Genomic DNA, 23465 nt, shown 5'->3' with positions numbered 1-23465 from the left:
CCCCCACATGCACGATTCGGTCAGAAGGAATAACGCTATCGAGTCCAAGGCCGGAGCCGATACCCACCAGTATCCCGAGCGCATCCGAATCCAACAGATAGTTGGTCCGGCCGCCGTGTGTCGGTTTTCGTAAGAACCTGTAACCGGGACTGTGCTGAAAGTGCTCGGGCATGTACGACATGTTGCCCGTGCGCTTTACTCGGTCGGAATGGAGGAAAGTTTGGGCCTCGCGGCTGATCCAGTAGGATCGGATATTCCCGTCGCAGATCCGGAAGAAGCTCATGGGCGGATGAGCCTTCTCCAGCACCAGGATGGGTTGGGACCGGTCGTCGAATCGCTCTCTGCCCACAAAGTCCAGATAAGCTTCCATGTCCACCCCTTCGGGCGCAATGGCCAGCCACTCCCCCAGATCGTGCTCCATCAGCCTTTCGGGAACAAACCTCCCTCCCCGGGCCACCTTTTCCGCCGTCCGGAAGTCGTCCTCGGTGTCGATATCCACCGCTTCTTCCAGGGTCGTATGGAGTTTGTACACGCGTTCCGTTATGGCGAGCCCATAACGGCCCCACAGGTCCTCCATGCAGTTCCTGTGCTGGAACAGGTAGGTGCATACGTTGCACGCACAGTAGATGGGCGGCATGGCGAAGAACCGTTTCACGCCGTTTTCCACGGGAAAGTAGTAGTCCATGCTGGCGGTTTCGTGGGAAGTCATGGATTCCACCCGCCAGGGATACCGGGTGAGGATCTGATGGACGGCTTCGTGGATCTTGTCGACCTTCCGGAAGGGATAGGTGGGCATGAACAAGCCGGACCATTCCATTTGGGGGCGATGGTCCAGATAGTGCCGCTGCACGTCGGTCAGCAGAGCATCATCACCCGCAAGCGCTTCCGGCCTGTTCAGTATTCGAACGTCCTTCCCGGAATAGAAGTGCCGCACCACGTCCGCGACTTCGTCGCTTTCAGTGGAAACGGTAATATCCGAAAAGACTTCCGAGTTCAGCAGGACGTCCAGGGTCCAGCAGATCAGAGGCCGGCCTTCGAGCGGCTTGATGTTTTTCTTTTTCAGTCTTTTGGACCCCAGGCGGGCCGGCACCAAAGCGCCGATTTTCATGGTCTCTCCTGAAATAGTTTTTGCGTCATTCCGCAAGCATGTTGAAAAGAAACCCTATGGTGCGCGATCAGGCTTCGCTGCGGTATGCCCTGACGCGTGCGCACCCTACAGCACTTTTCCGTTTAAGCCCCTCGCCTTGACTCTCTCCCCCGACGGTCGGGGAATCGCAGGTTCCGTGGGGGGGGGGTTCAAACCAGGCGTCGACCCGCTATGCCCTGGCGAACCCGGCCCTTGTACAAATTACGGAACATCTCCTGTACCCAGGTCCAAGGACAAAAGGTGACTGTACTTCATAACTCGCAGGGCTGTGTGACGCCATAGGCCGCGTCGGACCTCTTGTTGCTGCGCAACGCGGACAACGAGTTGTCCGCGCCACCCCTGAATGAAACGCTGTCCCCAGGTTCCGTACATCCGGGCTGAATCGAATCCAATCATCGATGGCTGCAATATACAAGGTTGGGTTGAGCGCAGCGAAACCCAACAAATCCAATACGTTGGGTTACGCTCGCATCGCTCGCTAACCCAACCTACCGATATATCCAGACGCGGGTGGTGATTGAATTCCCCCGGCATTGAACCACTCCGGGCGGAGGGACGGCTCGTTGTCCGAACCATGCAACCTTCCGATTTATGACGTACGGTCACCTCCTGTCGTCCGACCCGGACAACAAGTAGTCCGGGCCACCCATCCATCACGATCGATCCCTGCCGGCCTTCTCTCTTCGGGCTAAGCGAATACGATCCTGTCCTTGCCCAGGCGTTTAGCAGTATACATATTGCCGTCCGCGCGCTTCACGAATTCAGCCGGGTCTTCTCCCGGGTTGTATGCCGCGATGCCGATGCTCAGAGTAACGCGTCCCGCGTTATCGATCTCTTCCCGGGAGAGAGCGGTTTCCCTCCAGTCTTTTCTGAGCCGGTCCGCAACGGAAACGGCCTGTTCCGCATCGGTTTCCGGTAACAGGATAATGAATTCCTCGCCTCCGTAACGATAGGCCGAATCCGAAGCTCGGAGTTCTTGTTTAATGACCCTTCCAAGTTCTTCGAGAACCATATCTCCTGCCGCATGCCCGTGCGTGTCATTGTAGAGTTTGAAATCATCGATATCCATCAGGAGCAAGGACAGCGGATGCCCATATCGGAGGGCCCGATGTGTTTCTTCGGTCAACTGATCGCCGAAATGTCTCTGATTGTACAGTTTGGTCAATTCATCGGTAATGCTCAGCAGTTTGTACCGTTCCCTGCTCTTCTCCAGTTCCGAGATGAGTTCATCACGCTCTTCCAGCAAGGCTCGCTTCTGAAAATACAATTGGAGAACGGCGATGGTAAGCAAGGTCAGGGTCAGGTACACAATCAGGATGACGGTGCGAATCGCCAATAGCTTCCGGCCGACCACTTCCGCGATCACATCTACTCCCACTAGGGCTACGGTGTGGCCATGCTTGTCTTTGATCGGAGCGTAGCCGGACATGAGGTCGGGATAGGGCGGGTCCGGAGTCACGTCCAAATCGGCGGCCGGCTGATACCAGGCCGCCAACAATTGAGGAAAGGATGATGCGTCGTAATAGGCGCCCGGTGGATTCCCCACCTCTTCGGGATCGATGGCGCCGTTTCCGTTCTGGTCGAAAGTGGCCTCGTCCACTACGTACTCATAGTCCGTGGCCTTCGCGTCGGCTTTCGTCGATTTTCGCATGATGTAGACGTAGCGCACGTCCATATTCGTATCCGCTATGCGCTGCATGAATGCTTGAATGCGAAAGTACGATGCCTTTCCCGCGTCTTCGGCTTTCCGTATGCCGTTTACTTCTTCCGGATCGATGCCGGCGGCCGTGGCTATGGCCACGCCCATGGCATGGTACCTGATTTCACTGATTATCGCCCTTCTCGCGACCATGTAAAGGAAGGTAAAGAGAACCAGAATGATGGCCGACACAAACAGATAACCGACCCACCGTTTTCGGGTGATTCCTGAGAAAAAGAACGCCAACACACTGAGCAGCGCCCAGACGGCGAGGGTTGATATCTGGAAGTGGGCCAGTCGCTTACGGACCGAATCCGACGAAATGCCGACGCTCACGACGGCAACCGTGTCGCCGCGCGCGTCCTTTATAGGAGAGTAGGCCGAAATCTGAACGTGTCTCAAGGACTGGAAATACGAGTTCGTATCGGCAACCGGATGGTACCTCGCCTTGTTCAAACTGCCGTGACTCGAATCGTTGAAAAGTGCTCCGGGAAGGTGTCTGACCTCATCTCTCTCGAAGCGATCGTTGCCGTTGAGATCTTTCGTCTTGTCGTCCGCAACGTACACGTACCTTACCCGTCCGGACACGTTTGTAGGAACCGGACGGATCATGCATAGGCAGACCACGTCTTGATTGGAATCGGAAATGCGCTTCAAAAAGGACTGGACCCGGACATATTCAGGCTTGTCGATGTCCTCCGCAGTCCGGATCCGGTCGAGATCTTCAAGGTCTACGCCGGAGGCCGTGGCAAGGGCCACGCCAACCGCGCGCTGGCTTAGTTCGCTGAACAACAAGTGACGCGCCACCAGATACATCAGGCTGAGTACGACAAAGATGCTTACAGACACCAGTACAAAATTCGTCCAAAGCCTGCTTTTGGCGCCACGCCATGGGAAATGAAAACTTCCAGCCTTGATACCGGAGTTCTCGGGATTTCGATGTATGGTTTTTTTCTTGCTCTCCAGCTTCTCTTCGGTCTCAGGCATAGCAACTTTCCAACGAGAGCTTCGGGTGCATAGCGCGGAACAACGTTGTTCCGGGGAGCCGGTTCGATGGAATTCGCACCGCCCCCATGGTATCGAACGAGCATTCCGTTGCCGGAATAGCCTAAGTGCTTTCTACCGGGGAATCCTTCTGGAACATTTCGCCGCACTTCCTTCAATCGTCTTTGGCATGGGCGCGTGTCGGAACGACACACCCGAGTGCTCAGGTCCCGGTGTTCCGGACGTTCGGCCGCGATCGAAACCAGGCGATCGTCTCTCCAACCGTGAATAGCGAGCCGGCAACCACCACCACTCCATTCAGTTGAACGGCCCTGTCCATGGCTCGGTCCACGGCATCCCCCAGATGGTCCGTCATGTAAACGCGGGGATGCACTTGCCGTGCGTGCCGGTAGAGCACGCCCGGTTCGGCGGCCCGGGCATAGGCCGGTCTGGTGCAGATGATCTCGTAGGCCGAAGGGGCGATGATGCCCATCATCTCAGCGATGTCCTTGTCATGCATAATGCCGAGCACCAGTACGATCTTCCTTCCGGGGAACCGGTCCTCCAGCGTTTCCTTCAGGCTCACCAGCGCCCCTGGATTGTGGGCCCCGTCCACGACTACTATGGGATCCCGGTGCATTAGTTGGAAACGGCCCGGCCAGTAAACCCGGGACAGCCCTTCACGGATGGCGTCTTCATTCCAGGGAAAACCATTCGGATCGAGCAGGCTCAGGGCGGCCAGGGCGAGGGACATATTCTGCCTTTGAATCGGCCCCTCGAGATTGGGACGGAGTCCGGTCACGCGCCGTTCGAATCCCTCATACGTGCTTAGCTCCTGTTCTTGCAGGATCTTGAAATCACGACCGGCCAGATAGAACGGGCTTTTCTGACGCCGGCAAGTCTCTTCGAACAGACGGATCACCTCGGGTTGTTTTGCTGCGGAGACCACAGGCACTCCGGGTTTGATGATGCCCGCTTTTTCATAGGCGATCTGTTCGATGGTAGCGCCCAAATATTCCGTGTGCTCCACGGATATGTTCGTAATTATACTGACCATAGGTTCTATTACATTCGTAGCGTCGAGCCGCCCCCCCAGACCGACTTCCATTATGGCCGGATCGGTCCTCTCTTCACGGAAATACAAAAGCGCCATGGCCGTTGTATATTCGAAAAACGTGGGAGGTTCCCGGTGGTCCACCACCGCTTTGACTCGAGCCATAAGATCCGTGACCCGGTCCCGGGAAACCATTTCGGGACCGATGCGGAATCGCTCTTCGAAATCCACCAGGTGAGGGGAAGAATAGAACCCTACCCTATAGCCTGCTTGGGTCAGGATCGCCGATACCATGGCCGATACGGATCCTTTTCCGTTCGTGCCTCCTACATGTATGGTCCTGAGCCCCTCGTGCGGGTTGCCTAGGCGGTCCAGCAGACTGCGAGTATTCGAAAGACCGAGCTTGATGCCGAATTTCTGTAAGTCGTAAGCCCAATCAAGAAGCTGCCGATAGTCTTCCATGTGGATTGCTTTTTTGCCTCTGTATGAAATGGTCGATTGAGAAGGGCCGGCCCGATCCTAATGCCGGAAGCCGGCGAAAGACGTCTTCCCCCGCGATTTCCATTTTGTAACAATGATTCGGTCGGATCAGGTCGGAACTTTAAGAAAAAATTCGAGGATAGCGTCAACCATGTCGTCAATGGTGTAGGCTTCCGGCTGAACGCGGGGTCTCAAACCATGCTTCCGAGCCGTCTCAGCGGTAATGGGACCTATGCAGGCCACGATAACATCTTCGAGAAGACCGGCCGCTTCGCCGGGCTCGAACATCTGTATGAAATTCGTCACGGTGCTGGATGACGTAAACGTGATCATGTCGACCTTATGGTCTTTAAGGCGCCGGCGGACTTCATCGAGCCGATCGGAGGGCATGACGGTCTCGTACGCGGTTACAACGTGAACCTTTGCGCCGGCTTCGGCCAGTTTCTGGGGAAGTATCTCGCGCGCCTCTTTGGCCCTGGGTATGAGTATCCATTCGCCGGGTTTCAAACGCGGTCTCAGTTCCTCAATAATGCCCTCAGCCCGATACTCGGAGGGCATGAAATCGACGCGGAGTCCTCTGGCCTGGATGGCGTCGGCCGTTGCCGGGCCGATGGCTCCTATTTTCAGTCCGTGTAACACGCGCACATCCTGGCCGTTTTTTTGGATTCGGTCGAAAAAGTAGTGCACCCCGTTCACGCTGGTAAAAAGCAGCCACGAAAATTCGGACAGGGTATTCAAAGCCAGATCCACTTCGTCCCATGAACCGGGAGGCGCCGTTTCGATAGTGGGGAAAAGGATGCATTCGGCGCCGTACTCCTCGAGGCGAGCGGTGAACTCGCTGGCCTGTTGTCTTGCTCGGGTCACGAGGATGGTGCGCCCGAAAAGAGGTCTGCGTTCGAACCAGTTCAGTTGGTCACGGAGAGAGACGACCCGGCCCACCACGATGATACTCGGAGGCTTGACTTCCGCCTTTTCGCAAGCGGCTACAATGGTATCCAGCGTACCGGTGACCGTTCTTTGCTCGGGCGTGGAGCCACGATAGATCACGGCCACAGGTGTGTCCGCGGGCCGCCCGAACCGTACGAGTTGTCCGGCAATGTCCGGCAGGTTTCGAACCCCCATCAGGAAAACAAGCGTGTCCACTCCCGTGGCCAGTCGGTCCCACCGGATGCTGGACTCGGGTTTGGTGGGATCTTCGTGACCGGTTATGAAAGCAACGCTCGACGCCCATCGTCTGTCAGTCAGAGGAATGCCCGCAAACGAGGGCACGGCAATGGCCGAGGTGACGCCGGGTACGACTTCGAACGGTATACCCGCGGCCTGAAGTTCGGAAGCCTCCTCGCCGCCACGACCGAAAATGTAAGGATCTCCGCCTTTCAGGCGCACAACGATTTTGTTCTCGCGCGCCAGACGTATGAGCAGTAGATTGATTTCCTCCTGAGGCAGGGCATGCCGGCCGGCCTGCTTTCCGACATATATGCGTTCCGCCGAGGGTGACGCGTGGTCCATGATGGCCGCGTTGGCAAGGTAATCGTAGACGATAACCTCGGCTCTTTTGATACGATCGAGCGCTCTGAGAGTAATCAGTTCGGGATCTCCCGGTCCGGCGCCCACAAGATAGACCATACCTCTTGTCATGGATTCGTGTTCCCGTTAGAGCGATTCGGTCATGGAATAAAACCGAGTTAAGATGTCGCGTCCTCCATCGTCCAAGACCGCTTCCGCCAAGCTTGTGCCCAAGTTGTCCGCGTCCTCGGGCGAGGCGGAACCGGACTTGCGAACGGCCCGGCTGCCGTCCAATTCCGACACAAATCCGGTTAGATCCAAGGCGCCGTCCCTAAGCGTTCCTTTGGCGGCGATGGGAACCTGACAGTCTCCCTCGAGCCGTCTCAAAAACGCACGCTCCGCCTTAACCGCAATCTCCGTGTGCGGATGGTTCAGGAAGGATATAAGGTCCAGGGTCCGAGGGTCGTCCTGCCTGATCTCCAGCCCCAAGGCCCCCTGCCCTATGGCCGGCAACATTTCTTCCGTTGATAATATACGGCTGATCCGATCTTCAAACCCCAGTCGTTTCAGGCCCGCCGCAGCGAGGATGATCGCGTCCAGATAGGTTATGCGCATTCTGGACAATCGGGAATCCACATTACCCCGAACAGGGACCACTTCCAGGTCGGGCCGCTTCTCCAGAAGCTGAGCTTGACGGCGCAGTGAACTCGTCCCGACCCGCGCCCCCAGGCGCAGATCCTCCAACGTAACGGCATACGTCGACACCAGTGCATCGCGAGGATCCTCGCGTTCCGTTATGGCTCCCAGCATAAGCCCTTGTGGAAGGTCCACGGGAACGTCTTTCATGCTGTGAACCGCCAAGTCCGCTTCGCCCTTCAGCAGCGCGTCTTCCAGTTCTTTCACGAAAAGCCCCTTGCCCCCCACATTGGCCAGGGCTGTGTCCAAAATGCGATCGCCCTTCGTTTTGAGACGAACCAGTTTGACGCGCAGTGCAGGATGCCGGGCTTCCAACTGTTTTTTGACAGCTTCCGCCTGCCATAAGGCTAGAGGGCTTCCCCGAGTAGCGATTTTGAACGATGTCATAATAGGTTGGCACCTGTCGGTGGGGTATCCGTTCACAACGAATCCATCAATAGCTTCCTGTCAATAAAAAAGCAAGACCTCTCAGTCTTGCTTGGAATACGTATCCTTCGTTTGCAGGACTAGTGGCACGTCGAGCAGGAAGTTGCCGAGCAACCGCCGCATCCCGAGCCGGAGGAACTCACGTATTTACCTTCGTTCTTGTGGCTGCATGCGGACATCAATCGAACAACGTCCTCGCACCGGCATTGGGGGCATTGCGCCGTGTCCGCGGACCCGATGATCAGTGTTTCGAATTCGCAGTCACAGGCTTTGCACCGGTATTCATATATAGGCATGATTTCCTCCTCGTTTCGAACAGCTTATATCTGTAAAAAACAATATACATTTAGGAAATACGTTTCAAGGACCGTGGAACAGAAGATTCAAATTGCGCTCGTTTTTCGCGCCGCCGCTTCAGGTCGGCGCCCCCTCCCCATGGGCATTCATCTATTCCGACCGCAACCTTCGTTGTTGGCCGTCCGCACGGAAATGGTAAACGCGACGGATTGGGAACACATCATCCGATCGAAGGATCGCAACTCGCCTCGAGGATGGCGGCTGCAAGCAGAGGGAACATGATTTCATGGTGTCCGGTGAGATGAAATCCTTTGCCCCCCTCCTGGGTCGGCCGTTGGACGACGTTGGTGATGGGCCTGTAGTGACGCACGAAGTCCATGTTCGCCGTGGTAAAATGAGATACCTGGTGGCCCAGGTTTCGAACGAGGCTCAGGGCTTTCAGGAACACTTCGGGAAGAATCACCGCGGACCCGAGATTGATGAGGACGCCTCCCTCCAACTGGGACACCAGCCGGGCGAAAATGCGAAAATCCAGATGAGAAGCCGCCCCGGTCCGGTCGGGCCGAAAGGACGGGTGCATATGCACGATGTCCGTGCCTATGGCTACGTGCACCGTAACCGGAATGCCCAGACGGGCGCCGGCAGCCAGGATGCTTACGTCCTTGTACGGCAGATTTTTTCTCAGGATGGCATGCCCCACGGCGGCCCCAAGTCCCATGCCTTCGTCCGTTCCGGACTCCACGGCCGTGTTGATCAGCGTGGCCGTCTCCTCCGCCATGCCGAAACCGCCCTCTCCGAGCACAGCGCCTACGTCTTCGGACGTTTTACCCGCCATGGCCACCTCGGAATCATGGATGATCCCCGCGCCGTTCATGGCCAGTCCCGATATGAAGCCGTGCTCCATCAGATCGACGATCACCGGATTCAGTCCCACTTTTATGGGATGGGCCCCCATGGCCAGAAGTATCGATTTGCCCGCTTTGCGCGCGCAAGCGATACGTTCCGCCAACTCGTTAAAATCGGCCGCGGCAAGAATACTTGGGAGCTTTTTCAGGAAATCGCGAAGGGTTCCGCCACATTGCCAAGGTGCGCCGAAATCCGACAGATGCACTTTGCTTTTTCGGCTCGACAGGCTCGTGGTGCGAAGGTCCCGCAAATCTATGGGATCAATGGCCATGGGACGGCTCCTGAAACAGGATGGTTTCAACCAGATCGCAGATTACATGGCTCGCCAGGATGTGAAGCTCCTGGATGCGGGGCGTATCCAGACCTCGGACGATGATGGGCAGATCCGAAAGCTCGCCGGCTTTTCCTCCATCCTTCCCGAGAAGCGCAATCGAGTACATACCAAGCTGCCGACTCATGCCGAGACCTCGAAGTACGTTGGGCGAGCCTCCGCTGGTGCTGAGGGCCCACGCCACGTCCCCTTTTTGGCCCAACGCCTTGAGCTGTCGGCTGAACACGGATTCGAAGTCGAAATCATTTCCAATGCTGGTCAAAACCGACGAGTCCGTGGTGATCGCCACGGCCGGCAGGCCGGGCCTTTCCATCCGATACCTGTTTACAAATTCCGCCGCAATGTGTTGCGCATCCGCGGCGCTGCCACCGTTACCAAACAAAAGCAAGCGATTACCCCTGCTAAAGGCCAGAGCTATGACTTTAGCAGCCTTTACCAACAGATCCAGCCCTTCTCTCATAAACGCCTGTTTTATCGAGATCGATTCCTCGAACACCGTTCGCGCTCTTAGCTCCAATATCCGGTTGTCCCAATCGTGCATAGTGGATTTCCGCTTTCATTTATTGGGGAGCTAACGCCGATTGGAGCGCCTTGCACACGTCGACCAGCTCCGATTCAAGTATGGTTCTCACGTCGAGCAGTATTCGATCCTGTTCTATGCGGCAGACGAGTGGCAACGGAAGCCTCCGCAAGCGGTCTTCGATCTTTGCCGCGGACAGGCCGGCCTTGGGCGTGAGAGCCACTAGCCGGGTGGGCAGATCCATTTCGGGGAGCGCGCCACCTCCTACCCTGGACGAGCCGTCAACAACCGCCAGATCCACAACCCCTGCGGGAATCGCGTTTCGAATGCGGCGTTTCAAACGTTGCGCTCTGTTGTTCAACTCCTCTACCGAAGCCGTTATCATGGCCACGGTGGGGATATACTTTCGGGCTTCCTCTTCGTCCCGATAAAGCATCAGGGTGGCTTCCAGGGCGGCCAAAGTGAGTTTGTCGATGCGAACGGCCCGATTCAGGGGATTTTTCTTCACCTGATCCACGAATCGTTTCTTTCCGAGAATCAGACCGGCCTGAGGCCCTCCTAAGAGTTTGTCGCCGCTGAATGTGGCCACGTCGACCCCTGTGCGAATCGTCTCCTGCACCGTAGGCTCCTTGGTGAGCCCATAGTTCGATAAGTCCAGAAAACACCCGCTGCCGAGATCTTTCATGACCGGGATGCCGTGCTTTTCGCCTAGTTTGACGAGGTCCGCCAGAGGTACATCCTGTGTGAATCCTATGATCCTGAAATTACTGGTGTGTACTTTCAAAAACAGGGCGGTCGATTCTGTGACGGCATTCTCGTAGTCTTTGGGGTGGGTTTTGTTGGTGGTTCCCACCTCCACCATGTGAGCGCCGCTCCGGGCCATTACGTCCGGGATGCGAAACGAACCTCCGATTTCGACGAGTTCTCCCCGGGAGACCACCGCTTCACGACCTTTTGCCAGGGTCTCGAGTACCAGGAAAACGGCTGCCGCGTTGTTGTTCACAACCAAGGCGGATTCGGCGCCCGTAAGCTCTTTGAGGACGTCTTCAACGTGAGAATATCGCGACCCGCGCCTGCCCGCGTCCAAGTCGAACTCGAGGTTCGAATAGTGTGAACTCAACTCAGCGATCCTCGAATCTCCGGCTCATCGCCCTCAGGCGCCTCGAGGATTTTGCGGCGAATGCTCTCCAGCACCTGTCGCACGGTCTCTTTGACCAGAGAACGAGGCGTCCCCTTGGTGAGTTGGCCAAGATCTTCGTCTCGAAGCAGTTCGTCTACCGACGGCAGGTTTTTCAAGATGGCCTGTTTGGACATGATCGATCCATTCCTACTCGAGGTCCGGTTATACGAACTCGCTGACGTCCCCTTGACCGACCCGGATGACCTCCGGTTCCTCTCCCACGAGTGAGATGACGCTCGAAGGCCCGGACACCAGGTAACCGCCATCCACTATCAGATCGACCTTGCCCCTGAACAGCTCTTCAATCAAGTACGGATCCGGCGGCGATTCCCCCTCAGGGGTCGTGGCGCTGGTGGTAATGATGGGGTTGCCAAGTTCTTTTACAATTCCCAGGCAGATAGCGTTGTCGGGCACCCGGATGCCAACGGTTTTACGCTTGGTCATGGCTATCCTCGGAACCAGTTTCGTGCCTTCGAGAATAAACGTGTAGGGACCGGGAAGCAAACGGCGCATGGTCTTGTACGAATAGTTGGTCACTTTTGCGTAACTGGCAATATCGGAAAGATCCGAACAGATGAAACTGAATGGTTTGCCTTGGGGACGTTGCTTGATCTGATATATTCTCTCGATAGCTTTCTTGTTCATGAGATCGCAACCGATCCCATACACAGTGTCCGTAGGATAGATGATCACTCCCCCGTCCTTCAGTTCGGCGGCGACCTGGCGAAGCAACCTTCCTTGAGGATTCACGTTGTTTATTCGCAATGTCATGGTCTTCTTTGACATGGAACGCTTCTATAGAGGTTTCATCCTTAAAAGTCAACGGATTTGAGGTGGTTGAACAATGGGTGGAGAAACGCGCAAAGGCGGTGGCGAGGAGACCGGGGCTTTCTGTCGCTCTTTGGACCCTAATCAGAATCCAAACAGTGGACAGCGATGATCCGCTTGTCATGATCCGGAAAGAGCTTCATCTTACCGTCTTCGCGCTCAATATTTCTCTCAGTTTAATGGAAAGTGTCGTTATATCAAAAGGTTTCTGAAGAAACCCGTCGCATCCTCGCTTGAGTATCTCATTCGCCTGGCCATCGAGGCTGTAACCCGAGCAAAGCAAAACCTTTACTCGAGGATCCATTTTCTTGAGCGCATCATGCGTCTCTCCGCCGCTCATCCCCGGCATAATCATGTCCAGAATAACCAGGTCGATGCCGCTCATATTGTCGCGATAGATGTCCAGAGCCTCGGCGCCGTTGCGAGCGACCAAAGGCCGGTACCCCAGAGTCCGTAGGATTTGTTCTCCTACCTCCAAAATCTCCATTTCATCGTCTACAAAGAGAATGGTCTCCGTGCCTTTCTGGGGCACATCCGACCCCTTGGTTTCTAGTGAAACCGGCTTCCCTGAAGCAGGTAAATAGATGGTAAAGCTGCTTCCCTTGCCCTTTTGACTGGCAACATCGATATAGCCGCCGTGATTCTTGATGATACCATAGGCGGACGCAAGCCCGAGACCGGTCCCCCGGCCCCTCTCCTTGGTGGTGAAGAACGGGTCGAATATCCTTTTCAGCGTACCTTCATCCATCCCGATTCCAGTATCCGCGATAACGATCTTGAGATACCGACCGGGCCTGAGTCCCCAAAGTTGTGCGGTGTCCGCGTGCACGGTCACCGATTCCGTTCTTATGAGCAATTTCCCGCCATCAGGCATGGCTTGCCAAGCGTTAACATAGATGTTCAGCAGCACCTGTTCGATCTGCCCTCGGTCCGCCTCGACGGTCCAGGCATTCGGTTCAAGTTGCTTGTGTATCTCGATCTCCCTTCTTGTGCGGCCGAACATATCGGAGCTATATTCAATGAGTTCATTGATGCTGAGAGGTCTGACGTCGTACTTTCCTGCTCGGGCGAAGCCCAACAATTGTCGAGTGAGTTCCGCACCGCTTCGGACCAGCCGATTGATGCTTTTCAGCTTCTCGACGTACCGGGCCGACGATGAGGTATCCACGAGCATCAGAGAAACATGCCCTTGGATCGCCATTAATAAGTTATTAAAGTCATGGGCTATTCCTCCAGCCAGCGTGGCCAACGCTTCGATTCTCTGGACCTGCTGAAGCTTCTGTTGCAGCTGCTCCCTCTCGGTGATGTCCTGCGCGCACTGAATGGCGCCCACCACCTCACCCCCGGCGTCCCGCAGCCTTGTGGCTATGAGGGCCACCACGCGCTCCTTTCCGTTCGTCCATATCCGGTCCACTGTTCCGAAGGCTTCAGGGGATTCTTCAATCTTGCGAAGGCCCTTCTCACCGTACCGTGCCAACAGCTCTTCATCCGTCAGGTCGAGAATCAGATTCGCCAGGATCGGACGTTTCTGATCGTTGTATAAATGGCCAAGGTCCAGCGGCTGATTCAACACTTTCTCTCTGGGAACTCCGCTCGTCAGTTCCGAAGACCGGTTCCAGAATAGTACTCGGTGATTCCTGTCGATCATGATGGTCGGTAACGGGATACCATCCAGGATGGAGGCGAGCCGTTTCTGTTCTTTCATGAGGATCTCCCGAACGTGTTTCTGTTCGGTGATGTCACGGACCAGCATCAGAAAAGTGGCTTCGCCCCGGATGTACACCCTGCTGATCGAGACTTCCGCGTCGAAAAGATGGCCGCCTTTGGCTTTGTGCATCCACTCGAAACGAAGCGGATGCCCTGAGAAGTCGGCCAGGTCCATCGTGTTGAGCAGATCGGAAGAGGATGATCCATCGGACTGAAACTCTGGAAAAAATTTGACCGGACTGCTCCCGAGCATCTCTTCCCGGGAACAACGAAACAACCTTTCCGCAGCGGGATTACAGTCTATGTAGGCCTTGTTCTTAATGAGAAAAAGTGCATCCTGAGCCTCTAGGAAGAGCGAACGATACCGGAGTTCACTTTCACGTAATGCCTCTTCCGCCCGCTTGGCCGCTGTAATATTGCTGAGAACGAGCACCGCCCCAACGCTGTTGCCTGCATCGTCCGTAAGGGGTGTTATGATCATTCTGAAGATTCCACCCAGAGAGGGCTCATCGACTTCCAACACAGCGGGCTTCTTATCTTTCAATTCCCCTTCATCCGGGCAATAATCCGGAACACTGTCATCTTTTCTGAACAGCTTGTAGCAGTGCCGTCCAATTGCCTCCCTGAAATCCATCCGGAGCAGGTTCGCAGCAGCTCGATTCAGGCGCCGGACGTTATTTTGCTTATCCAGAATAAAAATCGCTTCCGGCACGGAGTCAAACGTACGTTCCCAGTCTTTGGCCGACCGTTTCAACGACAGCAAGGTTTGACCCAGTTTTTCATACATCTCCTTCAGGGTTTGAGCCAATTCACCGATTTCATCTCCGCTCCGAATACTGTCCAGTTTCTCCCACAAGTTAAGGTCCCGATCTCCAACCGGCTTGGGCGTCTCGAGGGACTCCGCGCTGATGGACATGGCCGCTCGCCGGAGCTGGAACAGCGGATAGGTGATCCTCCGAATCACCACCGTTCCAGCCAAGAAAGCGACCAGAACACCGATGGCGAGAAAAAGTGCAATTCGCAGACGGGCCTCTCGAATGGGAGCGAATGCTTCTTCAGCGGTTTGCTGGACTCCGACGATCCAGTTGCTCTCCGGTACGCGCTTGAGAGAAACCAGCATGTGGATCCCTTGGGAGTCGACGGTCTCACCCGTTCCTTCAAATCCCTCCACGGCCGCGTCGAAAAGGTTATTTGCTCCGGGGGGTACGTCTCTTTCGAGCACCCGATCCTTATCGGTGTGAAGGATATTCAACCTGCTGGTATCGAAAACATATACATACCCGGATTCGCCAAAACCTTTTTTGCCTATGCCGCCGAGCGCCTGATCCGAAAGAAGTTTTACCGAGCAGCCCAACAATCCAATGATTTCTCCGGATGTTCTTCTCAGTGGCGCAGTAAATGTAAGAACGGGCTCACCGGTTCTGGCCGACCGGTAAGGGATCCCGATAATCCCTTTGCCTTCTTTCATCGTTCGTTTGAAGTATTCTCTGAATTCAAACGACCTGCCTCTCACTCCATGATGTGGGGGATAATCCAATTGAAGAGTTCCCTTGGAATCAAGAACAAACAGCCCGTTTTCGAATTTAGGGTAAAGCTTCATCATGGAACTCAGCCGCCGCTCAATTTCAGCCACATCCCATTCTTCCAGAACACGTGATGGGATCGTAGCGGCTGCCACCTGGGCGTCTCTGAGTGTGTCATCGAGGAATACGGCTATCGCCGAAGCCGTGGCGCCGGAGATGTCTTCCGCCTTGTCAAAGATCGATTTCCTGATCGTGCTTTGCAGGAGTTGCAGGTAGAAATATCCTGTCAAGGTGACGGCCAAAACGACGGTGCAGGCGAGCAGAAGAGAAGTCTTCGTGCGAAGAGTCATAACGCTTCCCCAATAAATTGGAAACCTATGCCGCTTAAGCGGCTTGAGCGACCGCTATTGGCGGAAAGCCTCGGATGTATTCCATACGGTCGGCCGTCCCGGCATCGTTCCCGGCGGTGCTAAAGCGCATGCGTATCGTATACTCCGAGTGGAGATTCTAAGACACTGGACGCTTTGCAAATCACAACCTCGCTTGCCGCGGTTGTGACAATCCTTTCAATTCGGCATAAGAGTGAAAGGGTTTGTACTGTTCAGTTTTTCGATGATCTTCCGATCCGCTCTTGGAAAGGCAAAATCACCCAGTTGACCTATAGTGACCCATCTGAGATCCGAGCAGCCAATTTTTTGGGGTTCGCCGCGCTGCAAACGACAAAGGAAAGAATGCAATGTAATCCGAAAGTGGCTATATTCGCGGTTGACGGTTAGAAACGAGGGACCGACATCGATGGTGACGGATAACTCCTCCTGTATCTCTCGCAACAGACATGCTTCAAGGGTCTCTCCCTCCTCCCTTTTCCCGCCGGGAAACTCCCAGAGGCCTCCCAGAAGCCCTTCGGGGAAGCGCCGTGTGATCAGGATGCGGGCTCCGTTCATAATGACGCCTGCGGACACGTCATAGTGGGGTTTCGACTTACGTGGCCGTTTCTCAGGGTACGCTTCCGCATCGCCGGACTGGAAGGCGTAGCAGAAGGACAACACCGGGCATTTCTCACACTGCGGTTTGCGAGGCAGGCAAATCAGGGCGCCCAGATCCATCATCGCCTGGTTGAATGTTGCCGGCCCTTCCACCGGTAGAAGTTCGCGGGCGATGGTCCATAGAAGCTGAGACCGCCCCTGTTTGCTCAAATCACCCCCGAGACCGACCAGACGTGAAAGGATCCGCCGGACGTTCCCGTCCACAACCGGATACGGGCGGTCGAAGCCGATGCTCAGCAGCGCATGCGCCGTATTGGGACCGATACCGGGAAGCTCTAGGAGTTCTTCCAGTGTATCGGGAATACGCCCCTTTCTCTCGTCGACGAGTTGACGGGCCGCCTTGTGAAGATTCCGGGCCCGGGCGTAATATCCCATGCCCTCGCAGACTTTCAACACTTCGGACTGCCGGGCTCGGGCCAGTGAGAACAGATCCGGAAAACGGTCGACGAAGCGATGAAAATACGGAATAGCCTGATCTACCCGTGTTTGTTGGAGCAGGACCTCAGAAACCCAGACCCGGTAAGGATCATGGCATCGCCTCCAGGGCAGATCTCTCTGATTGCGGGCGTACCAAGCCACAAGCATGGTCTGCAATTTCGGGCGTTCATCTACGGATAGCGACCTTGCAGGGCTGGACATGATGTATCAGGGAAGATCGGAATTCGAGAATAGAGATGTAGGATTCGGAGTAAGGAGCTTTCCACGCATCCCTGATGCGTTCAGGACCGGAGACAAAGTATCAACCAGGCAACGCTCCTTCCATTTACGACAGCAATGGGACATGAAGCGCCTTTCAGCGGTCGGACAACGAAACACTTGACCAAACGCTCGAAAATGCTCACAGGCAACTGAATTTCAGGAGAGCAGATTCTTTAGTTTATCTGCCCCGTCTTTGAGCTTTTTGGCTTGCCGGATAGCAGGAATTCGCTCGCTGACCTGGTCGGCGACCTTACTGGCTATTTTTTTTTCAAGGGATGGACCCTTGTTGACCGAGTCCGCGTCTTCGTCGTCTCGCTTGTCGTCCTGGGCAAGATCTTTTTTAACGTTTCTGAACTCGCGAATGGCCTTACCCAGGCCTTCCCCGATCTCGGGCAGCCGACGAGCGCCGAAAAAAACAAGGATAAGCAAAGCGATCACGATAACTTCCGACGTTCCAAGACCAAACATGCAGTCTTCCCCTTACTAAGGTTTTGGCGTCCTGCGGACTTCCGGCGGGTTATCATGCCTCAGACCCGTTAAAACGATTCTCAAAAATCCGCACCTTCCTCCATAATACTCATTCCGGCGTTCATTACAAGCTCTTATACCGGTTACAGAGCCGTTCCTGGGGCATAACGTCAGTGTCCTGTTTCTTTCATTTCTCTTTCAGCGATGATCTCCCGACGGATCGATCTGTCCGCTGACCGACATCGCGCCCTGTCGGCGTCAAACGGATTCCGGTGGGTTTTCGGACGTGGAATCGCACTCCGCGGAAGCCCGCACGTCTAAATGGAGTTTTTCCGGCGACGCCAGTTCCATCACCCTGCGGAGTCGGACTTCCACGCCTTCCTGAAGCAATTCCTTTGTGACTGCCAGCTTGTCGAGCAGCGCTTTTTTCATCCCCAGCGCAAGGCCGGTCACCAGGAAACTAAAATCGGAATGATACCCCTTTTCGAATTGTTCCCGGAAACCGCCGATCTCCTGGTCAAGATCATAAATCTCTCGAAAAAGATACAACAAGTCCGAATCATTCAAACGTTCATCCGACTCAACCGTGACCCGGTCGCAATGGTCGTGTTCGAATTCCACGACATGCGCGGGCAATTCCACCCCGTATTGCTTCCACGTCCCGCGCAGCGTATCCTTTTCTTCTCGGCTCTGTTGGGTGCGTTTCCGGCCCAGTTCACGACTCCAGAGACCGAAAGCACGGCACGCAAACGGGCGATGTTCATAGATCGAGCAGACACCGTCCGCCAAAAAAGGACAGTGGCTCAAACGAGCCAGACTCGTGAAGTAGGATTCCATGAACCTTTTCAGTGTTGATAAAAGGATCCGGTCCGGCATATGCTGCATGAGTTGAAACCATTGAAGCGCCTCCACTGCCGTCATTTCCGGCAGGAAAGTGCAACAGACTCCGGGCTGGTCGCATGAACACCGGGTTTCCGGGAGGCGCAGATACAGAGACCGCACCCGCGGGAAAAGGCGCTCGGCGTTAGGCATCGTCTCTCTTAGGTCCTGGATGGATATCATGACATTTCCCTGCATTCGATCAAGTGTCTACTGAGGGTCAAAATCGCACATCCCGTCCGGATTGTCCAGAACATATGCCTGGAACCGATTGGCCTGAGCGGATACCGAATCAACTTTTCCTTGCGTGAAGAACGATTCGTCATGTACCATACTTTCTTTGCCGTGAAAGAATAGCGCGAAATTGCACACCTGTTAGGCGGGCGCAAAGAACATGGAACGATCACCGATCATCGCTGTTGACAATATTTACAAGAGTTTTAAGGACACACCCGTGCTCCAAGGAGTTTCCCTTAATGTTTACCAGAAGGAGACCGTTGGTATTATCGGGAAAAGCGGGGTGGGCAAGAGCCTCATCCTGAAACACATTATAGGACTGATGCGAGCCGACGCCGGACAGGTGCTGGTAAACGGAGTGGATGTTGGCAAGGCTTCTCGGGGTGAGCTCGAACACGTCCGTTCCAAGATGGGTTTTCTCTTCCAGAATGCAGCGCTTTTCGACAGTCTGACCGTGTTCGAGAATGTGGCGCTGCCTCTGAGGGAAACGACCAAGCTTTCGGAAACCCAAATCCAGGAAAAAGTCAAAGATCTTCTGGATCACGTGGGATTGATAGCGGCCAGAGAAAAATTCCCGCCACAACTCAGCGGCGGCATGCGAAAACGAGTTGGGTTGGCTCGGGCTCTTGTGAATAATCCGGACATCATTCTTTTCGACGAACCTACCACCGGACTGGATCCTTTGCGCAAGAACTCCGTTCACGAACTCATCGCGGCTTCTCAACGTCATCACGGATTTGCCGCCGTCATCGTAAGTCACGAAATACCGGATATTTTCACGATCACCGACCGGATCGCCATGCTCGACGAGGGAAAAATTGTGGTGGACACTCCCTCCGGCGAGTTCGAGAGAGTGACAAACGAAGCGTTCCTTAATTTTCTCTCCGGCGTCCAAAGCATACGGTGTCCTCATACGGGCCTGCTCTCCCGGGTCGAGCTGGACATTCGCCTCGCCGAGGAGTGTGCCCGTGGCGAGCGATACGGACAGCCGTTCAGTGTTGTGCTGGTTCAAGTCCAAAGCGCTCGAAAGGATACGAAGGTGGAAGAATGGCATTTCGAACTGGCGTATGTCCTGAGAAAACAGGTTCGGCTCTCTGACGTGATCGCACGCTACGATGATAGAACGTTCGCCATGATTCTGCCCGGTACTCCAAAGTGGGCCGCAGAAGTCCTGGCCCGCCGAATCAGTGAAATCGCCTCCTCCAAGCTGGCGGACGTGGCGGAGGGAGCCACGCCTCGAGTTTCCGTCGGCTGGGCTGAATTCGAGGCTAAAAAGACGCCGGAACAGCTCGTCCGGGAGGCGTTAAATGGCCTCATCGTTCCTGGAGAACGAACGCCGTCGTGATCGAGCCATTTCCTAATGCGAAGATACTCCCCGAATGCTGATGGTTGCAGGAATCGGGATTTGCCCCCGACTCCCTTCAAGTGACAAAAGAACCCTCCGGAACACCCGGAGTGGTCGCAGCAATGCCGGATCCAGCCTCCCCCAAGCCCCCACGTCTTTCTCTGACCCGCAACGGGTCGTACTGCCGGGCTGCGTTGGCAAGTGACCGGTTCCCCATCGGCGTGGATGTTCAGGAGGTCAAGCCCGGAATTCAGTCCTTGACTTCGTTCTTTCTCGTGGATTCCGAAATGAGGTTTCCTGCTGAATGGATATTCTCATCCCTGGACGGGAAGAGACGGTCTCGAGTTCAGCTTTCGAAACCGCCTCCCAGTACCGGGCCTATTCGGAAGGTATTGAACCGCCGGAGGTCCCCCCCTGTACGGAAGGGACTTCGCTTTTGGTCTGCAGTTCCGCGTCGCATCGGGCGATGTACGTCAACGCCTCTCTGTACTCCCCCTGGTCCGGAAAATTATAGACCACCCCTTGAAAGCGAGCTTTGGCTGCAGCATAGTGCTTTTGCCGGAAGTACAACCTCCCTACATACATTTCGTATTGGGAAAGCCGCTTCAGGCATTCATTGAGCTTATTTTCGGCCCGTATGGCGTAAACGCTGTCCGGGTGTGTCTTAATCAAGCGATCGAACTCCGCCGCCGCTTTGCGAGTGTATTCCTGATCCTGGTCAATGGCGGCCATTTGCTCAAAATAACACATGCCGATTTGAAAGTTGATATAAGGAATAATCGGGTTGCGCGGATGAAGCTTTTCGAAATCCTCGTACGCATACACGGCTTCAGGATATTCTTGCCTCAGGTAGTGCGCGTCCGCGATCTTTTGTTCGGCTAGGATTACGTGGGGGCTGAAAGGAAAGCGGTCTTTGACCTTCTGGAACACTTCTATGGCATCTTTATAGCTTCCATCGTTGAAAGCTTCGATGCCGTCCTGCATCAACAAGTCGTCCGAGTTCGGCGGCGGCTCGTGAAATAGAATGCCGCATCCGGATATATTCAGCATCGCTGCGGCCAAAAGGGCCAGCACGAAACCTCGGTAACCCGCCGTCGTTTTCCTAGTGACTTTCCAGATATTTTTCGGCGCTATAGCAGGCATTCGCTCCCTCTCCGACAGCGTTGGCCACCTGCCGGAAGTCCTTGTGGGTCACATCCCCACAGGCAAAAACTCCCGGCACGTTGGTTTCCCGATACAAATTGGCGATGACAAAACCGCGTTCGTCCTTTTCGATTTCCGCGCCGATATATCCGGTGTTGGGAACCACTCCGACGAAGATGAAGATCCCCTCAACCTCCAAATCGGACACGTCTCCGGTCTTGACATTTCTGAGCGAAAGACGCTCGACCTTGCCATCACCCTGAATTTCGGTAACGACGGTGTTCCAGAGAAATTCGATTTTCTCGCTCGCCATGGCCCGTTCCTGCACGATCTTCGTTGCTCGTAGTTCGTCGCGCCGGTGTATGATGATCACCTTCTTGGCGAAACGGGTCAAGAATAACGCCTCTTCCACGGCTGAATCGCCACCGCCCACTACAGCCGTAACAGCATCGCGAAAAAACGGACCGTCGCACGTTGCGCAGTAGGAAACCCCTTTTCCGATCAGTTCCACTTCCCCGGGTACTTTAAGTTTATTCCACGACGCACCGCTGGCGATGACGAGGGCGCGACATCCGTACCGCTTTCCGTCGGCCAGCACTACTTCTTTTTCGGAATCGGAGAGGTTTATACCGGTGACTTCTCCGGATTCAATGGGCAGACCGAACCGCAATGCCTGCTCTTTCATCCGGTCCACCAGTTCGAAGCCGCTGATACCTTCGGGGAAACCGGGATAATTTTCAATCCATTCCGTATTCAAGACCTGGCCACCGGGGCTCAGCTTTTCCAGCAGCAAAACCTTCATCCGGGCTCGCGCGGCATACATCCCGGCTGTCAAACCGGCCGGTCCGCCTCCGATAATGATCAGATCATACATTTCCTGTTGCATACTATCAGACGACACTTTTGATGGCTTCCTCGATATGGCTTTTGGATACGGCGCCCGTAATCTGGTTCGCCACGTCCCCTCCCTTGAAGAGGATCAGCGTCGGGATGGCCCGGATACCGTATTTGCCCGGAGTTCTGGGGTTTTCATCCACGTTCATCTTCGCCACTCGGATTTTTCCATCATATTGCTCAGCCAGTTCGTCAATGACCGGAGCGATGGCGCGACACGGCCCGCACCACGCGGCCCAGAAATCCACCAGAGAAGGCAGTTCGGATTTCAGGATATCCGAGTCGAACGTCTCATCCGTCACTTGAATGATGTTTTTTGCTGCCATGCAAGGCTCCTTCCTTTAACAAAAATAAGATTTTATTCTAGTGTCTAGTTCGTTTGGATGTCAATACCGCTTTTTGTGAGCGGGCGTCAAACAGAACTCCGGACCGGTATACGATAGTGATTTTTTAGTTGACTTTTTTACTCCGCGTTGTATTTTAAACCTCTTCAGCTATCCACACATGGGAGGAGGTGGACAATGTCCAGCGTAACCAAGAAACGTCGAAAAAAAATGAGCAAACACAAACACCGCAAGTTACGGCGAAGGAATCGTCACAAGAATAAATAATCGGTTCCTCTGTCCCAGCGGTTGATGATGAGACGACCTCGGGCCTCGTGTCACCCAAACCTATCGGCGGCGCTCTTAGGTACACACCTGTAGCACCCGCCGCGTGGTGGGCCAAGGCTTCAATGTTTCGGGTCCTTCTCCCGGAATCGTCATGAGTTCGCTGAAATATTCTATCGAAGGGAACTCGGGGTGGGGTTCCGGCGGCCGGGTGCTCGAAGCCCGCGACTTATGGAGTACATAAACCACCCCGAACTCTTCCGCCGCACGGAGCGCTTCCGCATTATCGTCGACCAGCACGGTGGTTTCGGGGGTAAAGGCCAATCGGTGTTGGGCCTCCTCCCAGAACTCGATCTCCTCTTTGGCATGACCAACCTGAAAAGCGCTCAGAACCTCGTCGAAGAGAGCAGCCAATGGAATCTGCTCCATTTTGGTCGAGAGCGTTTTTGGATGGGCGTTCGTCACCAAATGCAGGGGTTTGCCCATAGCCCGCACGAATTTCAGGAATTCCGTGACCCCTGGGTGCATGGCCACCCTGCTCGCCACGCTCCGCTGCAGATCGACGATTTCCAAACCGAATACGGCGCTCCAATGGTCGATGTCGTTCCAGTTAAGCCTGCCCCATTCTTTCTTGTACTCCGTGTATAAGATTGTTTTTGCTTCCTGGAGCGAAACTCCCTTTTCCCGTGCGTAGACCATGGGCACCAACTCCTGCCACAAATGGTCATCAAAGTCCTTATCCAGCAGAGTTCCGTCCAAATCCAGCAAAACATGCGTGATGCGTCGCCAATCCAACAATGCGTTTTCCCGTGTCTCGGTTCCGGTCTTCATGTATGTACGGCTCCTTAGCGAATCTCGGATC

General features: G+C 55.0%; 21 protein-coding genes. 2 read left to right on the top strand and 19 right to left on the bottom strand.

Annotated elements, in window-relative coordinates; genetic code table 11:
• The 15 genes from HY788_10380 to HY788_10310 all read right to left on the bottom strand — a co-directional run.
• Window positions 1-1108, bottom strand: a 1108-nt coding sequence (locus HY788_10380) for a hypothetical protein (protein ID MBI4774570.1), incomplete at its 3' end; no start/stop codon positions are given.
• 727 nt (window positions 1109-1835) lie between these two features.
• Window positions 1836-3833, bottom strand: a complete 1998-nt coding sequence (locus HY788_10375; protein MBI4774569.1) for a diguanylate cyclase — start codon at window positions 3831-3833, stop codon at window positions 1836-1838.
• 220 nt (window positions 3834-4053) lie between these two features.
• The gene (locus HY788_10370) at window positions 4054-5346 is read right to left on the bottom strand and encodes a bifunctional folylpolyglutamate synthase/dihydrofolate synthase (GenBank protein MBI4774568.1); all 1293 of its coding nucleotides are present in this window, start codon (window positions 5344-5346) and stop codon (window positions 4054-4056) included.
• A gap of 126 nt (window positions 5347-5472) precedes the next feature.
• Window positions 5473-7002 carry a uroporphyrinogen-III C-methyltransferase gene (gene cobA, locus HY788_10365; GenBank protein ID MBI4774567.1) on the bottom strand — a complete coding sequence of 510 codons (1530 nt, stop codon included), beginning with the start codon at window positions 7000-7002 and terminating at the stop codon, window positions 5473-5475.
• A 15-nt stretch (window positions 7003-7017) separates the two neighbouring features.
• A complete protein-coding gene (gene hemC, locus HY788_10360) occupies window positions 7018-7953 on the bottom strand; it encodes a hydroxymethylbilane synthase (protein MBI4774566.1) in 936 nt (311 codons plus the stop codon).
• 119 nt (window positions 7954-8072) lie between these two features.
• The gene (locus tag HY788_10355; GenBank protein MBI4774565.1) at window positions 8073-8288 is read right to left on the bottom strand and encodes a zinc ribbon domain-containing protein; all 216 of its coding nucleotides are present in this window, start codon (window positions 8286-8288) and stop codon (window positions 8073-8075) included.
• 221 nt (window positions 8289-8509) lie between these two features.
• The gene (locus HY788_10350) at window positions 8510-9466 is read right to left on the bottom strand and encodes a hypothetical protein (protein MBI4774564.1); all 957 of its coding nucleotides are present in this window, start codon (window positions 9464-9466) and stop codon (window positions 8510-8512) included.
• Entirely contained in the window at window positions 9456-10067 is a 612-nt protein-coding gene (locus HY788_10345) for a D-sedoheptulose 7-phosphate isomerase (protein MBI4774563.1), read from the bottom strand. The genes HY788_10350 and HY788_10345 overlap by 11 nt, the downstream gene beginning before the upstream one ends.
• Before the next feature lie 19 nt (window positions 10068-10086).
• Window positions 10087-11175 (bottom strand): L-seryl-tRNA(Sec) selenium transferase, encoded by a 1089-nt coding sequence (locus HY788_10340; protein MBI4774562.1) that lies wholly within the window; start codon window positions 11173-11175, stop codon window positions 10087-10089.
• The gene (locus tag HY788_10335; GenBank protein ID MBI4774561.1) at window positions 11163-11360 is read right to left on the bottom strand and encodes a hypothetical protein; all 198 of its coding nucleotides are present in this window, start codon (window positions 11358-11360) and stop codon (window positions 11163-11165) included. The genes HY788_10340 and HY788_10335 overlap by 13 nt, the downstream gene beginning before the upstream one ends.
• A gap of 28 nt (window positions 11361-11388) precedes the next feature.
• The gene (locus HY788_10330; protein ID MBI4774560.1) at window positions 11389-11997 is read right to left on the bottom strand and encodes a threonylcarbamoyl-AMP synthase; all 609 of its coding nucleotides are present in this window, start codon (window positions 11995-11997) and stop codon (window positions 11389-11391) included.
• A gap of 196 nt (window positions 11998-12193) precedes the next feature.
• On the bottom strand, window positions 12194-15634 hold the full coding sequence (locus tag HY788_10325) for a PAS domain S-box protein (GenBank protein MBI4774559.1): 3441 nt from the start codon (window positions 15632-15634) through the stop codon (window positions 12194-12196).
• A gap of 216 nt (window positions 15635-15850) precedes the next feature.
• Complete coding sequence (gene mutY / locus HY788_10320) at window positions 15851-16915, bottom strand: A/G-specific adenine glycosylase (GenBank protein ID MBI4774558.1); 1065 nt, start codon at window positions 16913-16915, stop codon at window positions 15851-15853.
• Window positions 16916-17185: 270 nt separating this feature from the next.
• Window positions 17186-17497: a twin-arginine translocase TatA/TatE family subunit gene (locus HY788_10315; GenBank protein MBI4774557.1), complete on the bottom strand. Its 312-nt coding sequence runs from the start codon at window positions 17495-17497 to the stop codon at window positions 17186-17188.
• A gap of 258 nt (window positions 17498-17755) precedes the next feature.
• Window positions 17756-18559, bottom strand: a complete 804-nt coding sequence (locus HY788_10310; GenBank protein ID MBI4774556.1) for a YkgJ family cysteine cluster protein — start codon at window positions 18557-18559, stop codon at window positions 17756-17758.
• 211 nt (window positions 18560-18770) lie between these two features.
• Between HY788_10310 and HY788_10305 the strand changes: the two genes are divergently transcribed.
• Window positions 18771-19958, top strand: a complete 1188-nt coding sequence (locus HY788_10305; GenBank protein MBI4774555.1) for an ATP-binding cassette domain-containing protein — start codon at window positions 18771-18773, stop codon at window positions 19956-19958.
• A 378-nt stretch (window positions 19959-20336) separates the two neighbouring features.
• On the opposite strand, the gene HY788_10300 is transcribed toward HY788_10305, so the two are convergent.
• From HY788_10300 to trxA, 3 genes are read right to left on the bottom strand one after another with little or no spacing between them, the layout of a single operon-like run.
• Window positions 20337-21101, bottom strand: coding sequence for an outer membrane protein assembly factor BamD (locus tag HY788_10300; protein ID MBI4774554.1), 765 nt, complete (start codon window positions 21099-21101; stop codon window positions 20337-20339).
• A complete protein-coding gene (trxB, locus tag HY788_10295; protein MBI4774553.1) occupies window positions 21061-21987 on the bottom strand; it encodes a thioredoxin-disulfide reductase in 927 nt (308 codons plus the stop codon). Before trxB ends, HY788_10300 begins: the two co-directional genes overlap by 41 nt.
• 4 nt (window positions 21988-21991) lie before the next feature.
• Complete coding sequence (trxA, locus tag HY788_10290; protein MBI4774552.1) at window positions 21992-22321, bottom strand: thioredoxin; 330 nt, start codon at window positions 22319-22321, stop codon at window positions 21992-21994.
• A 195-nt stretch (window positions 22322-22516) separates the two neighbouring features.
• Here trxA and HY788_10285 point away from each other — a divergent pair, with 195 nt between their 5' ends.
• Window positions 22517-22606, top strand: a complete 90-nt coding sequence (locus tag HY788_10285; protein MBI4774551.1) for an AURKAIP1/COX24 domain-containing protein — start codon at window positions 22517-22519, stop codon at window positions 22604-22606.
• Between the two features lie 75 nt (window positions 22607-22681).
• On the opposite strand, the gene HY788_10280 is transcribed toward HY788_10285, so the two are convergent.
• Entirely contained in the window at window positions 22682-23434 is a 753-nt protein-coding gene (locus HY788_10280; GenBank protein ID MBI4774550.1) for an HAD-IA family hydrolase, read from the bottom strand.
• Window positions 23435-23465 lie beyond the last annotated feature (31 nt).

This window comes from Deltaproteobacteria bacterium, assembly GCA_016208165.1.
Taxonomy (GTDB): domain Bacteria; phylum Desulfobacterota; class Desulfarculia; order JACQYL01; family JACQYL01; genus JACQYL01.
The sequence above is the reverse complement of the archived record's forward strand: the minus strand, read 5'-3'. Positions and strand labels throughout refer to the sequence as shown.

Coding starts and splice junctions, on each gene's coding strand:
- mutY (MBI4774558.1), bottom strand. CDS start 16,915: ATGCTTGTGGCTTGGTACGCCCGCAATCAGAGAGATCTGCCCTGGAGG.
- trxA (MBI4774552.1), bottom strand. CDS start 22,321: ATGGCAGCAAAAAACATCATTCAAGTGACGGATGAGACGTTCGACTCG.
- HY788_10310 (MBI4774556.1), bottom strand. CDS start 18,559: ATGATATCCATCCAGGACCTAAGAGAGACGATGCCTAACGCCGAGCGC.
- HY788_10335 (MBI4774561.1), bottom strand. CDS start 11,360: ATGTCCAAACAGGCCATCTTGAAAAACCTGCCGTCGGTAGACGAACTG.
- HY788_10315 (MBI4774557.1), bottom strand. CDS start 17,497: ATGTTTGGTCTTGGAACGTCGGAAGTTATCGTGATCGCTTTGCTTATC.
- HY788_10300 (MBI4774554.1), bottom strand. CDS start 21,101: ATGCCTGCTATAGCGCCGAAAAATATCTGGAAAGTCACTAGGAAAACG.
- hemC (MBI4774566.1), bottom strand. CDS start 7,953: ATGACATCGTTCAAAATCGCTACTCGGGGAAGCCCTCTAGCCTTATGG.
- HY788_10330 (MBI4774560.1), bottom strand. CDS start 11,997: ATGACATTGCGAATAAACAACGTGAATCCTCAAGGAAGGTTGCTTCGC.
- HY788_10285 (MBI4774551.1), top strand. CDS start 22,517: ATGTCCAGCGTAACCAAGAAACGTCGAAAAAAAATGAGCAAACACAAA.
- HY788_10325 (MBI4774559.1), bottom strand. CDS start 15,634: ATGACTCTTCGCACGAAGACTTCTCTTCTGCTCGCCTGCACCGTCGTT.
- HY788_10370 (MBI4774568.1), bottom strand. CDS start 5,346: ATGGAAGACTATCGGCAGCTTCTTGATTGGGCTTACGACTTACAGAAA.
- HY788_10280 (MBI4774550.1), bottom strand. CDS start 23,434: ATGAAGACCGGAACCGAGACACGGGAAAACGCATTGTTGGATTGGCGA.
- HY788_10345 (MBI4774563.1), bottom strand. CDS start 10,067: ATGCACGATTGGGACAACCGGATATTGGAGCTAAGAGCGCGAACGGTG.
- trxB (MBI4774553.1), bottom strand. CDS start 21,987: ATGCAACAGGAAATGTATGATCTGATCATTATCGGAGGCGGACCGGCC.
- HY788_10375 (MBI4774569.1), bottom strand. CDS start 3,833: ATGCCTGAGACCGAAGAGAAGCTGGAGAGCAAGAAAAAAACCATACAT.
- HY788_10305 (MBI4774555.1), top strand. CDS start 18,771: ATGGAACGATCACCGATCATCGCTGTTGACAATATTTACAAGAGTTTT.
- HY788_10350 (MBI4774564.1), bottom strand. CDS start 9,466: ATGGCCATTGATCCCATAGATTTGCGGGACCTTCGCACCACGAGCCTG.
- HY788_10355 (MBI4774565.1), bottom strand. CDS start 8,288: ATGCCTATATATGAATACCGGTGCAAAGCCTGTGACTGCGAATTCGAA.
- cobA (MBI4774567.1), bottom strand. CDS start 7,002: ATGACAAGAGGTATGGTCTATCTTGTGGGCGCCGGACCGGGAGATCCC.